Source organism: Persicirhabdus sediminis, assembly GCF_016595495.1.
Taxonomy (GTDB): Bacteria; Verrucomicrobiota; Verrucomicrobiia; order Verrucomicrobiales; family Akkermansiaceae; genus Persicirhabdus; species Persicirhabdus sediminis.
Window position 1 is genome coordinate 13,953 of record NZ_JAENIM010000008.1, and the last position, 16,178, is coordinate 30,130.

15 protein-coding genes and 1 tRNA gene are annotated in these 16,178 nt (G+C 49.3%); 9 read left to right on the top strand and 7 right to left on the bottom strand.

All coding sequences use genetic code 11. From position 1 onward, the window contains the following. Positions 1 to 26: 26 nt before the first annotated feature. From JIN82_RS00400 to JIN82_RS00410, 3 genes are all read left to right on the top strand, one after another. Entirely contained in the window at positions 27 to 275 is a 249-nt protein-coding gene (locus JIN82_RS00400) for an MrpF/PhaF family protein (protein ID WP_200309594.1), read from the top strand. Next, the gene (gene mnhG / locus JIN82_RS00405) at positions 272 to 544 is read left to right on the top strand and encodes a monovalent cation/H(+) antiporter subunit G (RefSeq protein WP_200309596.1); all 273 of its coding nucleotides are present in this window, start codon (positions 272 to 274) and stop codon (positions 542 to 544) included. Before JIN82_RS00400 ends, mnhG begins: the two co-directional genes overlap by 4 nt. 162 nt (positions 545 to 706) lie before the next feature. Beyond that, the gene (locus JIN82_RS00410; RefSeq protein WP_200309598.1) at positions 707 to 1,258 is read left to right on the top strand and encodes a DUF6515 family protein; all 552 of its coding nucleotides are present in this window, start codon (positions 707 to 709) and stop codon (positions 1,256 to 1,258) included. Between the two features lie 8 nt (positions 1,259 to 1,266). Here JIN82_RS00410 and JIN82_RS00415 read toward each other — a convergent pair. Continuing rightward, positions 1,267 to 1,343, bottom strand: a tRNA-Pro gene (locus JIN82_RS00415). A 98-nt stretch (positions 1,344 to 1,441) separates the two neighbouring features. On the opposite strand from JIN82_RS00415, the gene argC reads away from it, so the two are divergent. The 3 genes from argC (at position 1,442) to JIN82_RS00430 (ending at position 6,048) form a co-directional block, all read left to right on the top strand. Beyond that, the gene (gene argC / locus JIN82_RS00420; protein WP_200309600.1) at positions 1,442 to 2,479 is read left to right on the top strand and encodes an N-acetyl-gamma-glutamyl-phosphate reductase; all 1,038 of its coding nucleotides are present in this window, start codon (positions 1,442 to 1,444) and stop codon (positions 2,477 to 2,479) included. A 50-nt stretch (positions 2,480 to 2,529) separates the two neighbouring features. After that, positions 2,530 to 3,777 (top strand): bifunctional glutamate N-acetyltransferase/amino-acid acetyltransferase ArgJ, encoded by a 1,248-nt coding sequence (gene argJ, locus JIN82_RS00425; RefSeq protein ID WP_200309602.1) that lies wholly within the window; start codon positions 2,530 to 2,532, stop codon positions 3,775 to 3,777. Between the two features lie 243 nt (positions 3,778 to 4,020). Beyond that, the gene (locus JIN82_RS00430) at positions 4,021 to 6,048 is read left to right on the top strand and encodes a glycoside hydrolase family 2 protein (RefSeq protein WP_234041670.1); all 2,028 of its coding nucleotides are present in this window, start codon (positions 4,021 to 4,023) and stop codon (positions 6,046 to 6,048) included. 146 nt (positions 6,049 to 6,194) lie between these two features. Here JIN82_RS00430 and JIN82_RS00435 read toward each other — a convergent pair whose 3' ends face one another. The 4 genes from JIN82_RS00435 to JIN82_RS00450 all read right to left on the bottom strand — a co-directional run bounded on the left by JIN82_RS00435 (position 6,195) and on the right by JIN82_RS00450 (position 10,983). Continuing rightward, positions 6,195 to 8,312, bottom strand: a complete 2,118-nt coding sequence (locus JIN82_RS00435) for a transglutaminase-like domain-containing protein (RefSeq protein WP_200309606.1) — start codon at positions 8,310 to 8,312, stop codon at positions 6,195 to 6,197. Between the two features lie 47 nt (positions 8,313 to 8,359). Next, on the bottom strand, positions 8,360 to 8,716 hold the full coding sequence (locus tag JIN82_RS00440) for a hypothetical protein (RefSeq protein ID WP_200309608.1): 357 nt from the start codon (positions 8,714 to 8,716) through the stop codon (positions 8,360 to 8,362). Between the two features lie 138 nt (positions 8,717 to 8,854). Beyond that, positions 8,855 to 9,223 carry a hypothetical protein gene (locus JIN82_RS00445; RefSeq protein WP_200309611.1) on the bottom strand — a complete coding sequence of 123 codons (369 nt, stop codon included), beginning with the start codon at positions 9,221 to 9,223 and terminating at the stop codon, positions 8,855 to 8,857. A 218-nt stretch (positions 9,224 to 9,441) separates the two neighbouring features. Continuing rightward, positions 9,442 to 10,983 carry a YifB family Mg chelatase-like AAA ATPase gene (locus JIN82_RS00450; RefSeq protein ID WP_200309613.1) on the bottom strand — a complete coding sequence of 514 codons (1,542 nt, stop codon included), beginning with the start codon at positions 10,981 to 10,983 and terminating at the stop codon, positions 9,442 to 9,444. A 335-nt stretch (positions 10,984 to 11,318) separates the two neighbouring features. Between JIN82_RS00450 and JIN82_RS00455 the strand changes: the two genes are divergently transcribed. After that, positions 11,319 to 12,176, top strand: a complete 858-nt coding sequence (locus JIN82_RS00455; protein WP_200309615.1) for a sigma-70 family RNA polymerase sigma factor — start codon at positions 11,319 to 11,321, stop codon at positions 12,174 to 12,176. Between the two features lie 106 nt (positions 12,177 to 12,282). On the opposite strand, the gene JIN82_RS00460 is transcribed toward JIN82_RS00455, so the two are convergent. Beyond that, on the bottom strand, positions 12,283 to 13,011 hold the full coding sequence (locus JIN82_RS00460; protein WP_200309617.1) for a PEP-CTERM sorting domain-containing protein: 729 nt from the start codon (positions 13,009 to 13,011) through the stop codon (positions 12,283 to 12,285). 78 nt (positions 13,012 to 13,089) lie between these two features. After that, positions 13,090 to 13,782, bottom strand: coding sequence for a CHAP domain-containing protein (locus JIN82_RS00465; protein ID WP_200309619.1), 693 nt, complete (start codon positions 13,780 to 13,782; stop codon positions 13,090 to 13,092). 137 nt (positions 13,783 to 13,919) lie between these two features. Between JIN82_RS00465 and JIN82_RS00470 the strand changes: the two genes are divergently transcribed. Both JIN82_RS00470 and JIN82_RS00475 read left to right on the top strand, forming a co-directional pair. Then, positions 13,920 to 14,294 (top strand): FKBP-type peptidyl-prolyl cis-trans isomerase, encoded by a 375-nt coding sequence (locus JIN82_RS00470; RefSeq protein ID WP_200309621.1) that lies wholly within the window; start codon positions 13,920 to 13,922, stop codon positions 14,292 to 14,294. A 147-nt stretch (positions 14,295 to 14,441) separates the two neighbouring features. After that, complete coding sequence (locus tag JIN82_RS00475) at positions 14,442 to 16,178, top strand: DUF3592 domain-containing protein (protein WP_200309623.1); 1,737 nt, start codon at positions 14,442 to 14,444, stop codon at positions 16,176 to 16,178.

Sequence of the window (16,178 nt, forward strand, 5' to 3'; positions counted from 1 at the left end):
TTTCGTTGATGATATTGCTCATAGGCATGAGTTGTTTATTCGTCTGTCTTCTTAAAGGTAAGAACATGGCCAATGCGGTCATCGTACTGGACGTCGCAACTATCTTGGCGCTGGGTATTTTCTCCGGTCTAGCCATCATTGATAATGAACCTAGATATGTGGATGTTGGCTTAGTGCTCGCGCTGGTCGGCTTCCTAACCACCGTTGCCTTGAGCCGATTGGTTAAAACCAAAAAGCAGGCTGAGACAGATAAACTTAACCAAGAAATCCTATGATCGCAGCAATACTATTTCTTCTCGGCGCATTGATGATGTGCATCGCCACTATAGGTATGCTAAGGCTTCCTGACCCATTGAGCCGCATGCATGCGGGGACAAAGGCCGCCTCATTAGGTATTTTGTTGGTTTGTTCGTCACTAGCTGTTCACTTTGCCAGTTGGGAGATTGCGCTGCGCGCGATCTTCATTGTGCTCTTAGTTTTCATGACCGTTCCTGTTGGCGCCCATATGGTGGCCCGCAAGCTCATTGAGGACGACTCAGAGTAATCTCTAGCCAGCTAGAAAATTATTTCAGACCCTCTAACGCCTCGGCATTTCGCCGGGGTGTTTTTGTTTCTAATAGGAGACGTTTGTATAGAAATCTGGGTCACTTTGATTGAATGCTTGGTTGTCTATCACCGTCATATTGGCAGATCATTAATCACCGATATGAAAAGAAGAAATCCATTGATGTTGGCCCCCCTGTTCAGTTTGTTATTTATTATATGCGGTGGTGTGGCTGGTGCTCAGTCTCATCATCATAAACCATCATCTAAGGTGACGGTTGTGCCTCATGGGTCGATTCATATTTCGATCGGTGGCATTAGCTATTGGATATCTAATGACAAGTTTTACAGATACGACGATAGACGAGGTTATCACACCGTGGGCCGCCCAGGCGGTTACAGATCTAACCAAAAGGCATCACTGCCGCGTGGCGCTAGAGAAATTACCCATAATGGTGAGCGCTACTGGAGCTACCGTGGCCAGTACTACAAGCATAACCCAAGAAGAGGTTATGAGATTGTAACCTTGCCTCCAAAGAAATCATCCAAGTGGGGATTCAAAAGTAAAAAGCCGGCAAAAGTTCACTACATGAAATCTCTACCAAGAGGCTCAAAGACAGTGGTTGTGCGCGGTAAAAAGTATTGGACCCATGGAGGCAGATACTATCAGCACGCTTCAAAACATGGTTATTACGAAGTTGCTAGACCAAGATAATTAGACATTGGTCGGGCTGACAGGATTCGAACCTGCGACCTCTTCACCCCCAGTGAAACGCGCTACCAAGCTGCGCTACAGCCCGCAAAACATTTATGCCTTACAGCCAAGATGGCTGTAAGGCAAAATGAAGCGCATCAGTTCACAGTTGGCAAGAGCATTATTTCATGGCATGGCTTTTTCATGAACTCAACGAAGATTGCTGTTATTGGTGCTAGTGGATACACAGGGTTAGAGCTTTTGCGTTTGTTGCTCATGCACCCACAAGCTGAGCTAGTATGCGTTACATCGCGCGCAAATGCTGGTAAGTCATTGAAACAGCTATTCCCACGCTTCACGGGAGCCCCGGGAGCCGACCTCGAGTTTATTGCTCCTGACGCTGATGTCATTGCCGCTAGTGGTGCTGAAGTTGCTTTTCTAGCTCTTCCTCACGGCGTAGCTGCTGAGTACGCCACCTCATTGTTGGAACGTGGTCTGCGCGTGATTGACCTGAGCGCTGACTTCCGTCTGGATGATCCAGCTGTGTACGAAGAATTTTATGGTGCGCCACATCCAGCTGTCGATTTGTTAAAAGAGGCGGTTTACGGCTTGCCGGAAATCCGTTCTGAAGAAATTTCCAAAGCGCGTCTGATAGCCTCACCTGGTTGTTATCCAACAAGCATCATTCTGCCGCTGTTACCATTGCTGCGCAAAGGGCTCATTGACCCACAAAGCATTGTTACCTGTTCAATGAGCGGCGTCAGTGGCGCTGGCCGCAAAGAGGCCATCCCATTGCTTTTCTGTGAGTGTAACGAGAGCGTTAGAGCTTATAGCGTGCCCAAGCACCGTCACCTCTCAGAGATCGAGCAAGAGCTATCCATTGCTGCTGGAGAAAAAGTAGTGATGTCATTCACTCCACACCTCGTGCCTACTAACGCAGGGATTTGTTCGACGACTAGCGCCAAGCTTGTTGGAGATCTTGCCGAAGTAGGCAAAGCGCTGGAAGAAGCCTATAACGATGCCGCCTACGTGCGTCTGCTAGGAAAAGGGGGCTGTGCGGATACCAAGAATGTGACTCGTACTAACTTTGTCGATATCGGCTGGGATTACGACGAGCGCACAGGACGCATCCTGCTGCTCAGCGCAGAAGATAACCTAGGCAAAGGGGCTGCAGGCCAAGCAATTCAGAGCTTTAACATTATGTCAGGCTTTTCAGAAACTAGCGGATTGCTAAATTTCTAGGTTTGCGGCATGTTGCTAACCTGTTTTTGATCAATTGTTTGCTTTGGGTTATGTCTATTAAGAAAATTAAGGGTGGAGTTTGCGCTCCTAAAGGGTTTCTAGCCAATGCGGTTAGTGCGGGGATTAAAAACCCGGATGTCGAGCGGCTAGATCTAGCGTTGATCTACTCAGAGTTTCCTTGTGAAGCAGCAGGTACATTCACCACAAACCGTGTGAAGGCTGCTCCAGTCAAGGTTTCTCAAGCCTATATGAAGGCTGATAAAGTACAGGCAATTGTGGCTAACAGCGGCAATGCGAATGCTTGTACTGGCATTCAGGGGCTTAGTGACGCCCGCCAGACAGCTGCGATTGTTGGAAAAAAACTAGGTTTGCGTCAGCGCCAAATGGCGATCTGCTCGACAGGGGTGATTGGCTTGCCAATGCCGATGATGCGCATTGAACCAAAATTTGGCGAACTGGTGGATGGCCTAGCTGCGGACAAAGGCTTAGAGGTGGCGCAAGCCATCATGACCAGTGATACCACGCATAAAGAGATTTCTATCAGCGTGAAAATTGGTGATCACCGCGTGCGCGTTGGTGCCTGTGCTAAAGGCGCTGGCATGATTTGCCCGAGCATGGCAACGATGCTGTGTTTTATCACGACGGATGCTAACGTTTCCCAAGCATGTCTGCAGAAGGCGGTGCAAACTAGTGTTGAAGCGAGCTTCAACCGCATCACCATCGACGGTGACATGAGCACTAACGATACCGTGATCGTATTGGCTAACGGTGCCAGTGGCGCACCTGAGATCAAACGTAACAGCGTGGAGTGCGGACAGTTCCGTGAGGCCATTCAGTACGTGATGAAAAAGATGGCCACGTCATTGGTTCGCGATGGCGAGCGGGTGACTAAGTTTGTTACGGTTTCCGTCAAGGGGGCAAAGACATATCTCGATGCTAGAAAAGTAGCTGAAGCAGTGGCTAACTCCGCTTTGGTGAAAAGCTCATGGAATGGCGAAGATCCTAACTGGGGGCGTATTATTCATGCTGTCGGTTACTCGCGCGCTGCCATTAGAGAAGAGTTGGTAGATATCTACATCGGTGGCAAAGCGGCATGTTTAGGCGGCCTACAGGCGGATACTCCTATGGAGCAGTTGCGTAAGATAGCAGCTAAAGATGAGTTTGAGGTACGTATCGATCTGCACTTAGGGAAAGCCGATTATGAAGTCTACACCAGTGATTTATCACCTGAATATATCGACTTCAACCGATCTGAATACGCGTACTGGAAGCAGGCGCGGAAGGATGGATTGGCGTAATTTATACCTGACTATCTAGAGCAAAATAGTAGCTCTGCATGTATTGTGTAAGCCTTTGGTAGTATAGTTCTATCTTAAGTTAGGATCGGTCATTTTTACGTTGATTTCAAGAGATTTGACATGACGGGTGGGGTGTAAGTGTCGTATAGTTTGGGTCAGGGATTAACCTGAACCATAATGAAACCACACACTATCAAAGATCTAATTTGTCGACCTCTGCACAGAGTCGTCGTAACTAGTAGTATGGCTGGGCTCGCGAGCGCGAGCTCGCTATTTGCTGCTGAAGGTTCACTCAGTTTGCCAGCTGAGTGGAATTTTTCCAAAGGCGTAAAATCGCAAGATGTCGCCGAGGTAAAGTGGGAGAAAGTCCAGCTGCCTCACACTTGGAACGCAGAGGATGCCAGCAATGGCGGCGGCAAAGACATGCAGAGCCGCGACGGTTATTATCGAGGGCCAGCGGCCTATCAGGCTTCATTCAAATCAGCGAAGTCGGCGATTGAAGGTAAGCGTGTTTTTCTTAAGTTTGAGGCGGTCGCTACGGTTGCCACAAGCTACCTCAACGGTGAGAAGTTAGGTGAGCACAAGGGTGGTTTCGCCGCTCATACCTACGAGATCAGCAAACAACTTAAAGCTGATGGTGAAAATGATTTATTAGTTCTCGCCAATAACGAGTGGCGCGAGGACGTCATCCCTCTATCAGGTGACTTTCCAGTGTTTGGTGGTATCTATCGTCCAGTTCACCTGATCGTTAAAAACGAGGTTTGCATCAGTCCGTTGATTTATGGATCTGACGGGGTACAAATTATCCAACAGAACGTCAGTAAGGAGAATGCGGAGCTGAAAGTGAATGTGTGGGTTGATAACTCACTATCAAAATCAGCCGCTACCGAGCTGCAATTTATCCTCAGAGATGCTGAGGGAAAGCAAGTGGCTGAGAGCAAGCTGGATGCTGAAATTCCAGCTGGCGAAAGCAAACAAGTTAGCTCGCTGGTTAAGCTAGCCAAACCACATCTGTGGCACGGCATCGACGATCCTTATTTGTATCAATTAGAAGTGAAGCTTTCCTCAGCTGGAAAGCCGATAGATCAATTCGAGCATGCAGTAGGATTTAGATTCTATCACATCGACGCGGAGAAAGGATTCTTTTTGAATGGTGAGCCGTACAGATTATTCGGTGTCAACCGCCACCAAGATTTTGGCGGCAAAGGTTGGGCTATCTCTGAGGCTGAGCAAGATCTTGATATGGAGCTGATTCGTGAGATTGGAGCTCGCTCATTGCGTCTCGCTCACTATCCGCACTCTCGTTATTTCTACGATTTGTGTGACCGTGAGGGACTCATGGTTTGGGCTGAGTTGCCACTGGTTGATTGTATTTCCGATCATCCAGATTTTGCTGAAAACAGCAAAAATCAACTGCGCGAAATGATTCTGCAAAATGGCAATAACAGCTCTATTTTTACCTGGAGCATGTTTAATGAAATGTACCACCGTAAGTCGCCGCCAGCCAATGATGTATTGGTTGCGCTAAATAAACTTAGCCATGAGTTAGATCCATCTCGATTTACTGTTGGAGCAAGTAACAAGAACAATAAAGAACTCAATAACTGCACCGATCACTTAGCGATGAACAAATACCCAGGTTGGTACGGCGGTGGTGCTACAGGGATGCCTGGATCGATGAAGAAGCATAATGAGTCTGGCAATAAACGTGGTATTGCCATTAGTGAGTACGGCGCTGGAGCATCTATCCATCACCATGAGCTTGAACTAAAGAGACCTAAGACTAAAGGCAATTGGCACCCAGAAGGTTGGCAGGCGCACGTGCATGAGGAAAATTACCGCTCTATTGCAGCAGCTGGATATTGTTGGGGATCATTCGTCTGGAACATGTTTGATTTTGCTAGTGTCTGGCGCACCGAGGGGGATAAAGATGGCATCAATGACAAAGGCCTGGTGACCTATGATCGTAAGGTGAGAAAAGATGCCTTCTATTACTACAAGGCAAATTGGTCAAAAGAGCCAGTAGTTCACCTAACTGCGAAGCGATTTGTCGAGCGCGATTCACAGAAGACACCTGTGAAAGTTTATTCTAATTGCGGTGAGGTCACTCTGTTGGTGAATGGTGAGGAAGTTGGCAAGGCTAAGCCTGACGAAGTCATGATTACCAGCTGGAAAGATGTGGAGCTGAAGAAGGGTAAAAATACCATCGAAGTTAGAGCGACACGTGACGGCAAACAAGTCACCGACACTTGCGAGTGGATCGTGAAATAAGCGCTACTTGAGCAATGATTATCAGAAAGCCGTCCAGAATTGGGCGGCTTTTTTTTGCCAGCTACACGACCATCTAGCGACCTTACTTAGGTGAAAAATCCAGAGCGCCATTGCGGCGACTTAACTGCTCAACAGCTCAAATGCTATTAGCTGCTTTGTTTAGGCAGTTTTGCTAGCTGGCTTTTGAGTTCCGCTGCGAGTTTGACTAAAGGTTGCTGGTTTTCAGTCGGTAACCCATTTGGGTCAAATCGTGCTTGTTGATGGAGTTTGCTAGCCTCTGCTAGGGTTTGGTCGTTGATGCCGTGCTCAGTTAGCTTTTGCAGCCATTGAGTGAGATCTTGTCCAAGTGGCCGCGGGCCAATGATCTTGCTAGCCATCGGCTCTAGCTGGTTGATGGCTGTAAGTGGTACTTCTTCCGACCAATAGCTAGTGATATGTGAATCTAGCTGTTTGGAGCTTTTGCGAGCATGATAGAGTCGCCAGCCGATCCAGCTGAAAACGATGACGGCAGCCAATGAAACCCAACGGCTGAGTTTTCCTGTATTTTCTGGGCTGGTTCTCCAGAGGTGGAAATCTTCGCGCAATTCTTTCCAGCCATCTTGAATCCGCCCTAACCAGAGCCAGTTGCTATTACCGGTTTCCATCCAGCTGGGTGGTGTTAGGTCGACATCTACCCAGCGTCCATCAATGTAGGCTCGGTTCCACGCGTGGGCATGGGTGCCTCTCAGCAGCCATTGATTTGTGCCTGGTCGATTTTCTCTACAGGAAAATCCAACAGAATAACGAGTTGGCACGCCAGCTGAGCGCAAGATCATAGCCGTCGCCGTGGCAAAGTACTCGCAGTGGCCACGTTTACTATCGAGCAGGAAGTTAGTGATGTACATTCCTTCTTCGCCCCAGCCGAGCTTAGGAGTATCTAGGTGGCGGGTATAGGTGAACTGGGTATTGAAGTATTTGCGCAGCGCGATGACTTTTTGGTTATCGGGCATGTCGAGTAGTCCTAACTGGCGAACAACTTGCTCTACGCCGGCTCGTTCTGCCTCCGGAACTTCGAGGTCAAAGGCATCGTTAGGTGGGCTTTCTACCACGAGTTCAGAATTATCCCAGCTAGTGTAGTCGACGATGGTGTAGTCTGGGTTAACAATGCGGATGGTGCCTAATGAGTTGCGCTCAATGGAGGTGGCTAGACCTAACTTGCTGAGATCGCCAATGGCATAAGTTTGGCTTGGCGATGGAATTGGGTTTTCTGCCTGCTCGGCACTCACTTCACCGCGGAATCTCAGATTGGCTTTTTTGTTCACCTCAAACCCTTTGGGCAATGGTTGCGGAATGATAGGGCGGATGTCAGTTTTTCCAGCTAGACGGTTTTCGCGGTAGTAATCGTCTGACTTGTCGTAGCGCGCTCCAGTTTGATTTTTATATTCATGTAGCCAGACGGCATTGTTATAGCGGTTGAAGGTGGCTGTGCGCACGAGCTGCGGAGATGGCCCGCGCTCCACGGTCATGCGCCAGAAGATTGCGCGGCTTTGTTTGATCTCACCTAGATGGCCTAGGTTGGTGCGGCTTTCTGAGCTATTTGTTTGGTTGCCTGAGCCCATGAATTTTCCGCTCATTAGGTATTCGTAGGCTTGCTTCATGGCGAGCTGGCTAACAAAGCCAATCGAGCAGGCAATTATAATGGCGAGGGTGAAGGCGAGTGGGCGAACGTCAGTAGCGCGCTTGCAATGGCTCCACAGTGCCCATGCGAGGATGGTGCTCATGCCGATGAAAAATTGTGTATCTTCAGCGGAGCCAATGGCGATAGCTACAACCGTTAGGGCGATGTAGCCGTAGCCAGTATTGACTAACAAGTTGTTGGTTTTGCGGCCAAGTTTGCGGTCGTGTTGGTTGCGGCGGCGAGCAAAGTAGGAAAAGGTACTGGCTTTGATTGCCCGTTGGTTTCCGTAGCGCATGGCTAACTCAACGGGCAGAAAGATGAGCGGCAGCCAGATGAGTATGGAGTGAAACTCTCGCAGCCGCATGCCATCTAGCCACATCACCGCGGCGGTCATGCCTGCTATGAGCACGGTGAGGTGCCAGGCGCGGACATAGTGGATGTCGTCAAATTCCCAGCGGGTTTGGATCCAATTACACGCTTCAATGAGCAGGGCGACGATGATGCCTATCAGGCTGTTGCCTGTCATCGCACCCCAATAGATCACGCTAGCTCCAGCTAACAAGCGTGGAGGTGACTGGGCATAGGCGAGGTAGGGTTGCTTAGGCATGTGACTTTGCTAAGCTTAAGCTGGGGTGGGAGTTAGGGAAGCAAAATTTAGCCGCGGGAGACTTTTGTAATTTTACCTTCAGCGATGGCAAAGTTGAGTCTTTCTGGCTGGTAATCGCTGGTGGCTGGCTGCGGCATGCCATCTATCTCAATAATTCGATAGGTGATATTTTCTTCTTCGCATAGTTTTCCAGCAGCTTCTTGGTCCATGCCGATGAACCTATCATCTGGGTTGGCGGCTTCAGCTGGCGGTTCAGCTGCAGGCATGGTCTCAGCTTGTGGCTGGCCAGCTTCTTCTGAGCTATCAGAATTCGCAGCGGATTCTTCTTTTTGCTGACATGATGCTAGGGCGATTGCTGAGCTGATAGCGGCAGCGGTGATTAGATGGCTTGTGGTCATTTTCATAATCGATTGGATGGAGTAAATTAATAGCTACCTATCGTACTGGCTAGATCACTTGTCAATTAGTCGAGTCATTATCAAACAAACGAGCCAAACCATCTAGTGGTTTGGCTCGAGATGAAAATGTTTATGTGAAGCTGCTTATGGAGCGAGTGGCTTCATGGTTGGGATGAGGCCGAGTTGTGGCTCACCAGTTCCGCCTTGTGTGGTTGCGCGAGCGAGCACTTCGTCGCTAACGATTCCGCAGCACTTAGATGCTGGGCAGTATGAAGAACCACATGTGAAGCAGCCGTCTTTAACTGTTTTTGTTTTTGTAACTGGGCGCTTGTAGCTTTCTTCGTATGGCATGCCACCTTTACCAGCTGGCACTACAGTGCGAGTAGCATCTTCGTACTCGGTGTATTCCACTTCAGCTGACATTCCACGGCCGCCGCATGGGAATAGGCCACAGCATGATGAGAACATCATTGTCGCTACGGCTAGGGTGATAAGTTTCATTAGGTTTTTCATAGTATGATTACCATATGAGCAGGAGGAATTATTTCTGGCAAATAAAAAAAATGATTGAATGTGATGTTAGCCGCTGCATTTAATCATTTTAGCGAGATTGTGAATTTGTAATTTGTTGCTAGTTATTAGTTAGTTGCATGGTGGGTGTCATACTTATTTTTATTTGTGGAAAATAATTATCTCTTATTTGCTGACACAGCATCCTCTCGCTAGCTGGCTCACATCATCATCTTGCGGTCTAATGTGCGGTACTGGATGGCTTCTAGCAGGTGGTGCTCGGCGATGTCTTGGCATTGCTCGAGGTCGGCTATAGTGCGGGCTACTTTGAGAATTCTATCATGCGCTCTAGCTGAGAAATTTAGTTGGTTCATTGCCTGCTCTAGCAGCTGAGAGCTAGCATCATCAATTTTGCAATGGGTGCGCATTAGCTTGCTAGACATCGATGCGTTATTTTTAATTTCTGGAGATTGGTGAAATCTAGCTAGTTGAGTTAGGCGGGCGTTTTCCACGCGGGTTTTAATTTCTTCTGACGGCTCACCGCTGCATCCATTATGCAGTTCTTGATAGTCTATCAATGGGACTTCGACGTGCAGGTCGATGCGATCTAGCAATGGACCTGAAATTCTACGGCGATAATTTTCTATCTGCATGGGATTGCAGCGGCATTGGCGTTTGCGGTCGCCGTAGTAACCGCACGGGCACGGGTTCATGGCGGCTACGAGGATGTAGTTGCAGGGGAATGTGTGGCTGGCGCTGGCGCGGGAGATGGTGACGTAGCCATCTTCTAGCGGCTGGCGCATGACTTCTAATGTCTGGCGGCGAAACTCTGGCAGCTCATCGAGAAAGAGCACTCCGTGGTGGGCGAGGGAAACTTCTCCTGGTCCAGGGTTGCTACCACCACCTAGTAGACCGGCGTCAGAGATGGTATGGTGCGGCGCGCGAAAGGCACGCGTAGCCAGTAGCGCTTCATTTTGAGCTAGCCGACCAGCGATGGAATGAATCTTGGTTGATTCTATCGCTTCTTCTTCGCTGAGATCAGGTAAAATAGTAGGCAGGCGTTTGGCGATCATTGACTTGCCGGTGCCAGGCGGGCCAACCATGAGCAAATTGTGTGCGCCAGCCGCGGTGATCTCCAGCGCACGTTTCACTTCCGCTTGGCCTTTGACGTCGTTGAGGTCGACGTTGTAACTGCGTTTTTGGTGAAATAGTTTCTCGCGGTCTAGATCATAGGGGGCCATGGAAATCTGGCCAGTGATGAAATTCCACGCATCGCTGAGGTTTTCCACCGGATAAACTTCGATGCCCTCGACGACTGCGGCTTCAGCGGCATTTTCCACCGCTACAATGAGCCGAAGGCGACCCGATTTACGAGCTTGCAGAGCCATGGCGAGCACGCCTTTTACGGGACGCACTTTGCCGTCAAGTGCGAGTTCGCCAGCGATGCAGTAGCGCTCGGGGTGACGGATGGTGTCCTGCCCACTGCTGGTTTGGGCCATTGCCAGCGCGATGGGCAGGTCAAACCGTGGCCCTTCCTTACGCAAATCTGCTGGCGCGAGATTGATGGTAATGGTGCCATCGTCCCACCCTAGTCCGGAGTTTTTTAAGGCTGCAGTGACTCGTTGTGAACTTTCTCTGACCGCTGCATCTGGCAGGCCAACGGTGAATATTTTTGGTTTTTCTGAGCCGCTTGCATTCACTTCTACCTCTACTTCCACGGCGTCTAAACCAAATAATGTCGAAGAAAATAAGCGCACGGTCATATTGTTAGTCTAGCCGATCGCTTGACATGGTCAAGTCGTGATTTGTTTTCCTATTTTGATCATTTTCAATTACTTAGAGTTTTTGAAATATCATGATTTGAGGAATTGTTATTTTGGATAATTACAAAAAAAGTGTAGACGACGAGTGATGATGTCCGCTATATTGGAATGATTCTAAGTATAAATGAACAAAAACCCACGTCTGTGGCTCTTATAATATAACGGCGCCCCAAACAATCGTATTAAGCAAATAGAAAGTTTCACTTTTTGCGGAATAAACCATCGATTGAGCCGTCATAAGAGTACCTCCATAGCGAACAACCACGTAAACGATAATGTCACAATTTGACTCAGACTCTAGCCTGCGACTCTACTTGCGGGAAATCTCAAAAACTGACCTCTTGACTCCCGCTCAAGAAGTTGAACTCGCCGACCGGATCAAGAAGGGCGATGCAAAAGCGCGTGCGCACATGATTCGTGCGAACCTGCGCTTAGTGGTAAAGATTGCGCAAGATTATTCCAATTATGGACTGCCCCTTGCAGATTTAATTTCCGAAGGCAACATCGGCCTGATGAAGGCAGTTGAGCGATTCGACCCAGAAAAGGGTGGCAAGCTCAGCACCTACGCAGCTTGGTGGATCAAGCAGGGCATCAAACGCTCGCTGGCCAACCAAAGCAAAACCATTCGCCTACCGGTTCACATGGTAGACAAAATCGCTCGTATGCGCCGTATCTCAGCGATGCTTACCGAGTCACTGGGACGCGAACCTAGTAATGACGAACTGGCTGAAGAACTGGGCATTCCAGCTCGCAAGCTAGCCTTACTGAAGCGCGCAGCGCAGCGACCACAATCGCTGAATGCACCGGTGCACGAAGGTGAGGAGTCTGACTTTGGCGACATCATTGGTGATGACAAAGCTGTCGATCCATACCAAGCGCTCGATAATAAGAGCATGCACGGTGAGCTCGATGGATTGCTTCACTTGCTCGACGAGCGTGAGCACCGCATCATCGATGCACGCTTTGGCCTCAATGGAGCCAAACCGAAGACGCTTGAAGAAGTGGGCCGTGAATTCGGTGTCACTCGCGAGCGCATTCGCCAGCTGCAAAATATCGCGCTGGAGAAAATGAGAAAAGCGCTCAGCCGCAAGGATGAGCCACAAGTTGAATCCCTCGTGAAGGGCAACGCGTAAGCGTTAAAATTTTGATAGTATCTGTGTGTTTGGCCGCGATTCATCAGCTGATGGGTCGCGGTCTTTTTTTGAAAAATGGCCAGTGAGAGCGTGGGTTGGGGCCATTTCATGATCTACGACGGCGAAATAGGCCAGCTGAGCTCAGAGCGAGCAGTGAGATAGTAGCTGGTTCGGGGACTTGAGCGACAATGGTGAACCCTACACTATGTGGCGTAAGATAGTCGTAGTTTGAGCTGTCAAAGCTGATGCTGTCAAAGCTGCCCGTCAGCTGGATGGCAAAACCAGAATTGGCTGTATTATTTCCTTCGCTAGCATTGATGAAGACTTGGTTGCCAGCTTGAATGAGCGGATTTACCTGATTGGAGTCGTGCAAGATCAATAGCGGCATCAATGAGTCAAATAGCCATTGGTGGGATTTATCGTCCACAAAGTTGATGAGAATGGTTGGGTTCACCACCGCCTCACTAAATGTAATGGTGGTTGTTTGGTAGCTAGCTCCTCCCATGTCTAAACTGGCGGCATCGTTGGTAATGCCCGCCCCGTCAATGCCTGGTACATTATTCGATCCCAGATTGGTAGACCAGTCGGTGCTGAAATATAGTCCACCATTGCGGGCTGCTGGATCCATGTTGCTTTGATTGTTTACACTGACGCTAATATTTCCCAGCTGACCGGAAATCTGGCCATCAGCTGATGTATCGCTGCTGTCCCAGGCTACAGACATCAATGCCGCCTGTGAGCTGACGATTAAACTGAACCAGACTGCAGGTATCAGCCAGCTGGAACGAGTGCCGCTGTGTGAAAGGAAAACTGGGATAATTGGTGGACGTTTCATGATTAAAACAAGTTTTCAAACTATAAGCATGTTTCTAGATATCCGTCAATAAGTCATCAATGATGAGTGAGTTAGGTTTTAGTCCTTAGCTGGAGGACCTTCATAGCGATAGACCATCAACTTGCCTGAGCTAAGTTTTTTCAGGTCGAACTGGTAGCTGTGGACGAATTTTTTTCCCGCCCAGTTTTGTTGGGCCACTTTGACCACGCCACGCCCGGTACGCTCGATGACGATGGCTGTATGGTTAGGTCCGGTGCGTGAGCCGTCGGAGAATTGGGTGCTTTCCAGCTCGAGGATATCGCCGGGACGTGGGTGCTCGATGTTGATGTCTAACTTTCTCCCCCAGATGCGCTGTCCTTGGCGCGGCAGCTCTAGCGAGGTGAAGGCGACGTGAGCTAGCGTCCAGCACTCGCCATTGCCAACTTGCTGGCCCATCTTGTTGTTGCAGAAATTGACAATCTTTCTAGCAGCTAGATCGGCGGCAGCAATCTTGTCCTCGGCGGCGCGGCGTTTTTTTTCTTCTTCCTCATCCGTCCCACGCACGGATTGCACAAACTCGCGGTCAAAGGCTGATAGGCTCGCTAGCGGGATGGTATACATTTTGCCATTGCGCTGGAGTTTTACCGTGACGTGTGTCGTGGTAGAATATTGATATTCAGCGGTGATTCTTTGCCCCTTATCATTGGTGAAAACATGCACCTCAGCGCGCCCAGCTGAGATGCTAGCAGCTAGCAAAATCAACATCGCGGTTTGTTTTATGTTCAAAATCATGGACGAGGTGGGCAGCTAAGTAGCTATCTATCAAACTAATATCGTCGGGCATTTCTTAGCAACTATCATTTGCTCGCTAGCTGGAAATTGCTGCGCTTTCTGGTTGAAAGGCAGCGCCAGCTAGCTAGCTTATCGGCATGTCAGAACAATTGATTGCTGAAAAGTGGCCTGAGGCCAAAACAACTGAGAGCGGGCTGAAATACGTAGTGACCGCTGAAGGTGCTGGTGGCGACAAACCACAGCGCGGCCAAGCAGTGAAAGCTCACTACAGCGGCTACCTGCTGGATGGTTCTAAGTTCGACAGCTCTGTCGACCGTGGCCAGCCATTTGAATTTCCTGTAGGCATGAGCATGGTGATTGCTGGCTGGGACGAGGCATTCCTCGACATGACCAAAGGTGAAAAACGCACATTGATCATCCCTCCACAACTCGGCTACGGCGAACGTGGATTCCCACCTGTGATTCCTGGTAACTCACACCTCGTCTTCGACGTTGAGCTCATCGATTATTAATCGACCCGCTAGATTATTGATTTTAGAAAACCTCACCGCGACGGCGGTGAGGTTTTTTTTGTATTGTTAGCTAGCAATCACTAGCGGTAAACGATTGTGCAAGATTGTGATGTTCAGCTGGCTGGCTGTTTGTCATCTTGAAGGCAGATGAATTTTAGGGTTAGAAATAATCAGAAAAGCCAGCCGCCGCTCATTGTTCTGTTATTGTTTGGTGCTGTGTTTGCGGGCATGGGCTGCCTGTTTTGCTATCTCATTGTTAGCTCTGAGCTGAAGGACGCGGAGATTAAAAAATGGCCGCAGGCGCAGGCAGAGGTGAGCCAGTCGCAGGTGAAGGTGCGGGCGAAGCAGGATAAGCCATTTGAGCTGGTGGTGAAATACCAGTATGACTGGGACGGCGAGAGCTACGAGGGCGACAATGTTTCCCGATCAGGCCAGAAGGATAAAGATTATACTAAGCTCTGGCTGATGAGCCGTGAGTTTCCAGCTGGCGCGAAGGTGTTAGCTTATGTGAATCCTGAGGATCCAGCTGAGGCGTATCTGCAAAGTGATGGGATGGGGGGGACTCTGTTGTTTGTGCTCTTGCCGCTGATATTTGTGGTGATTGGCGTGGGGATCATGTGGGCCGGCATTTCAGCTAGAGCAAATGCCAAGAGGGAAGCGGCAGGCGAGTTGCCCGTGAGCACACAGCAGAAGTCGAAGTTCATGAATAAACATGGCTGGCTGTTTGGGGTTCTGTTTGGTTCTGTATTTTTCTTTATTGGGTTGGGGGTATTTTATGGTGTCGGGCTAAAGGGCTGGCAGCAGGGAGTCGCAGCGAAGAGCTGGCAGGAGACGCCGTGCCGAGTGATTTGGAGTAAAGTTAGAACGCACAGTGGTGACGACAGCACTACCTACAGCGTGGATGTTTTTTACCGCTATCAATGGGACGGTCAGAGTTATCGATCTAATCGTTATGATTTTTCCTCATCTAGCAGCAGTGGCTACGACGCAAAAAGAGCGCTAGCCGATCGCTATAAAAAAGGCAGCGAGCACACCTGTTTGGTGAATCCAGCTGAGCCGTGGATCAGCGTGATTGATCCCGATGGTGGTCATTGGTTTGGCTTCATTTTTGGTGGCATATTTGCTCTGGTTGGCGGAGGTGTGATGATAGCCAGCGTGGCTGCTAAGGCAAAATCACGCCGGCAAAACAAAGCTGACGGCGGCTCCAAAGCGGGCAACCCATATTTGGCAAAATCTAGCAGCGCGGCAGTTTCAGCTAGTGGTTTAGTGGAGCAGCAGCTCAGCAAGGGGCGCTGGGGAAAAGTAATTGGCGCCTGTTTTCTCGCTCTGTTTTGGAATGGCATCGTCTCAGTATTCCTGAAAATCCTTTATGACAGCTGGGTGGCTGATAACTTGGAAATCTTTCTAGCAGTATTTTTGATTCCTTTTGTCTGTGTTGGCATTGGTTTTATATTCGCTGCGGTATTGACGATTATCGAGCTCGGGCATCCTAAGCTATTAGTGAGTTATCTAGCTGAAGATTTGGCCTTGGGTGAAAAGGTGACGATTGCTTGGAAAATTCCAGCTGGCAGCGCTGGTCGTCTGAAGCGCATGCAGATTCATCTGCGTGGTGAAGAGCGGGAAAGCTATGAAGGGGGCAGAGATAACGGCACAGCGGTGGCGACTGAGATTTTCGCTTGGTTGCCGCTGCTAGATACTCAGCGGGAGATTGAGATGATCAATGGCAAGGCAACAATTGAGCTGCCGCTAGATCTGATGCACAGCTGGCACGGAGAGGAACATTCAGTGATCTGGTCGATTGAGGTGAGTGGGGAGATAGGATTTTTCCCCAATATGCATGATGAATGTGAAGTTGAGGTATTAGCCCCTAGAATAGAAAAATAG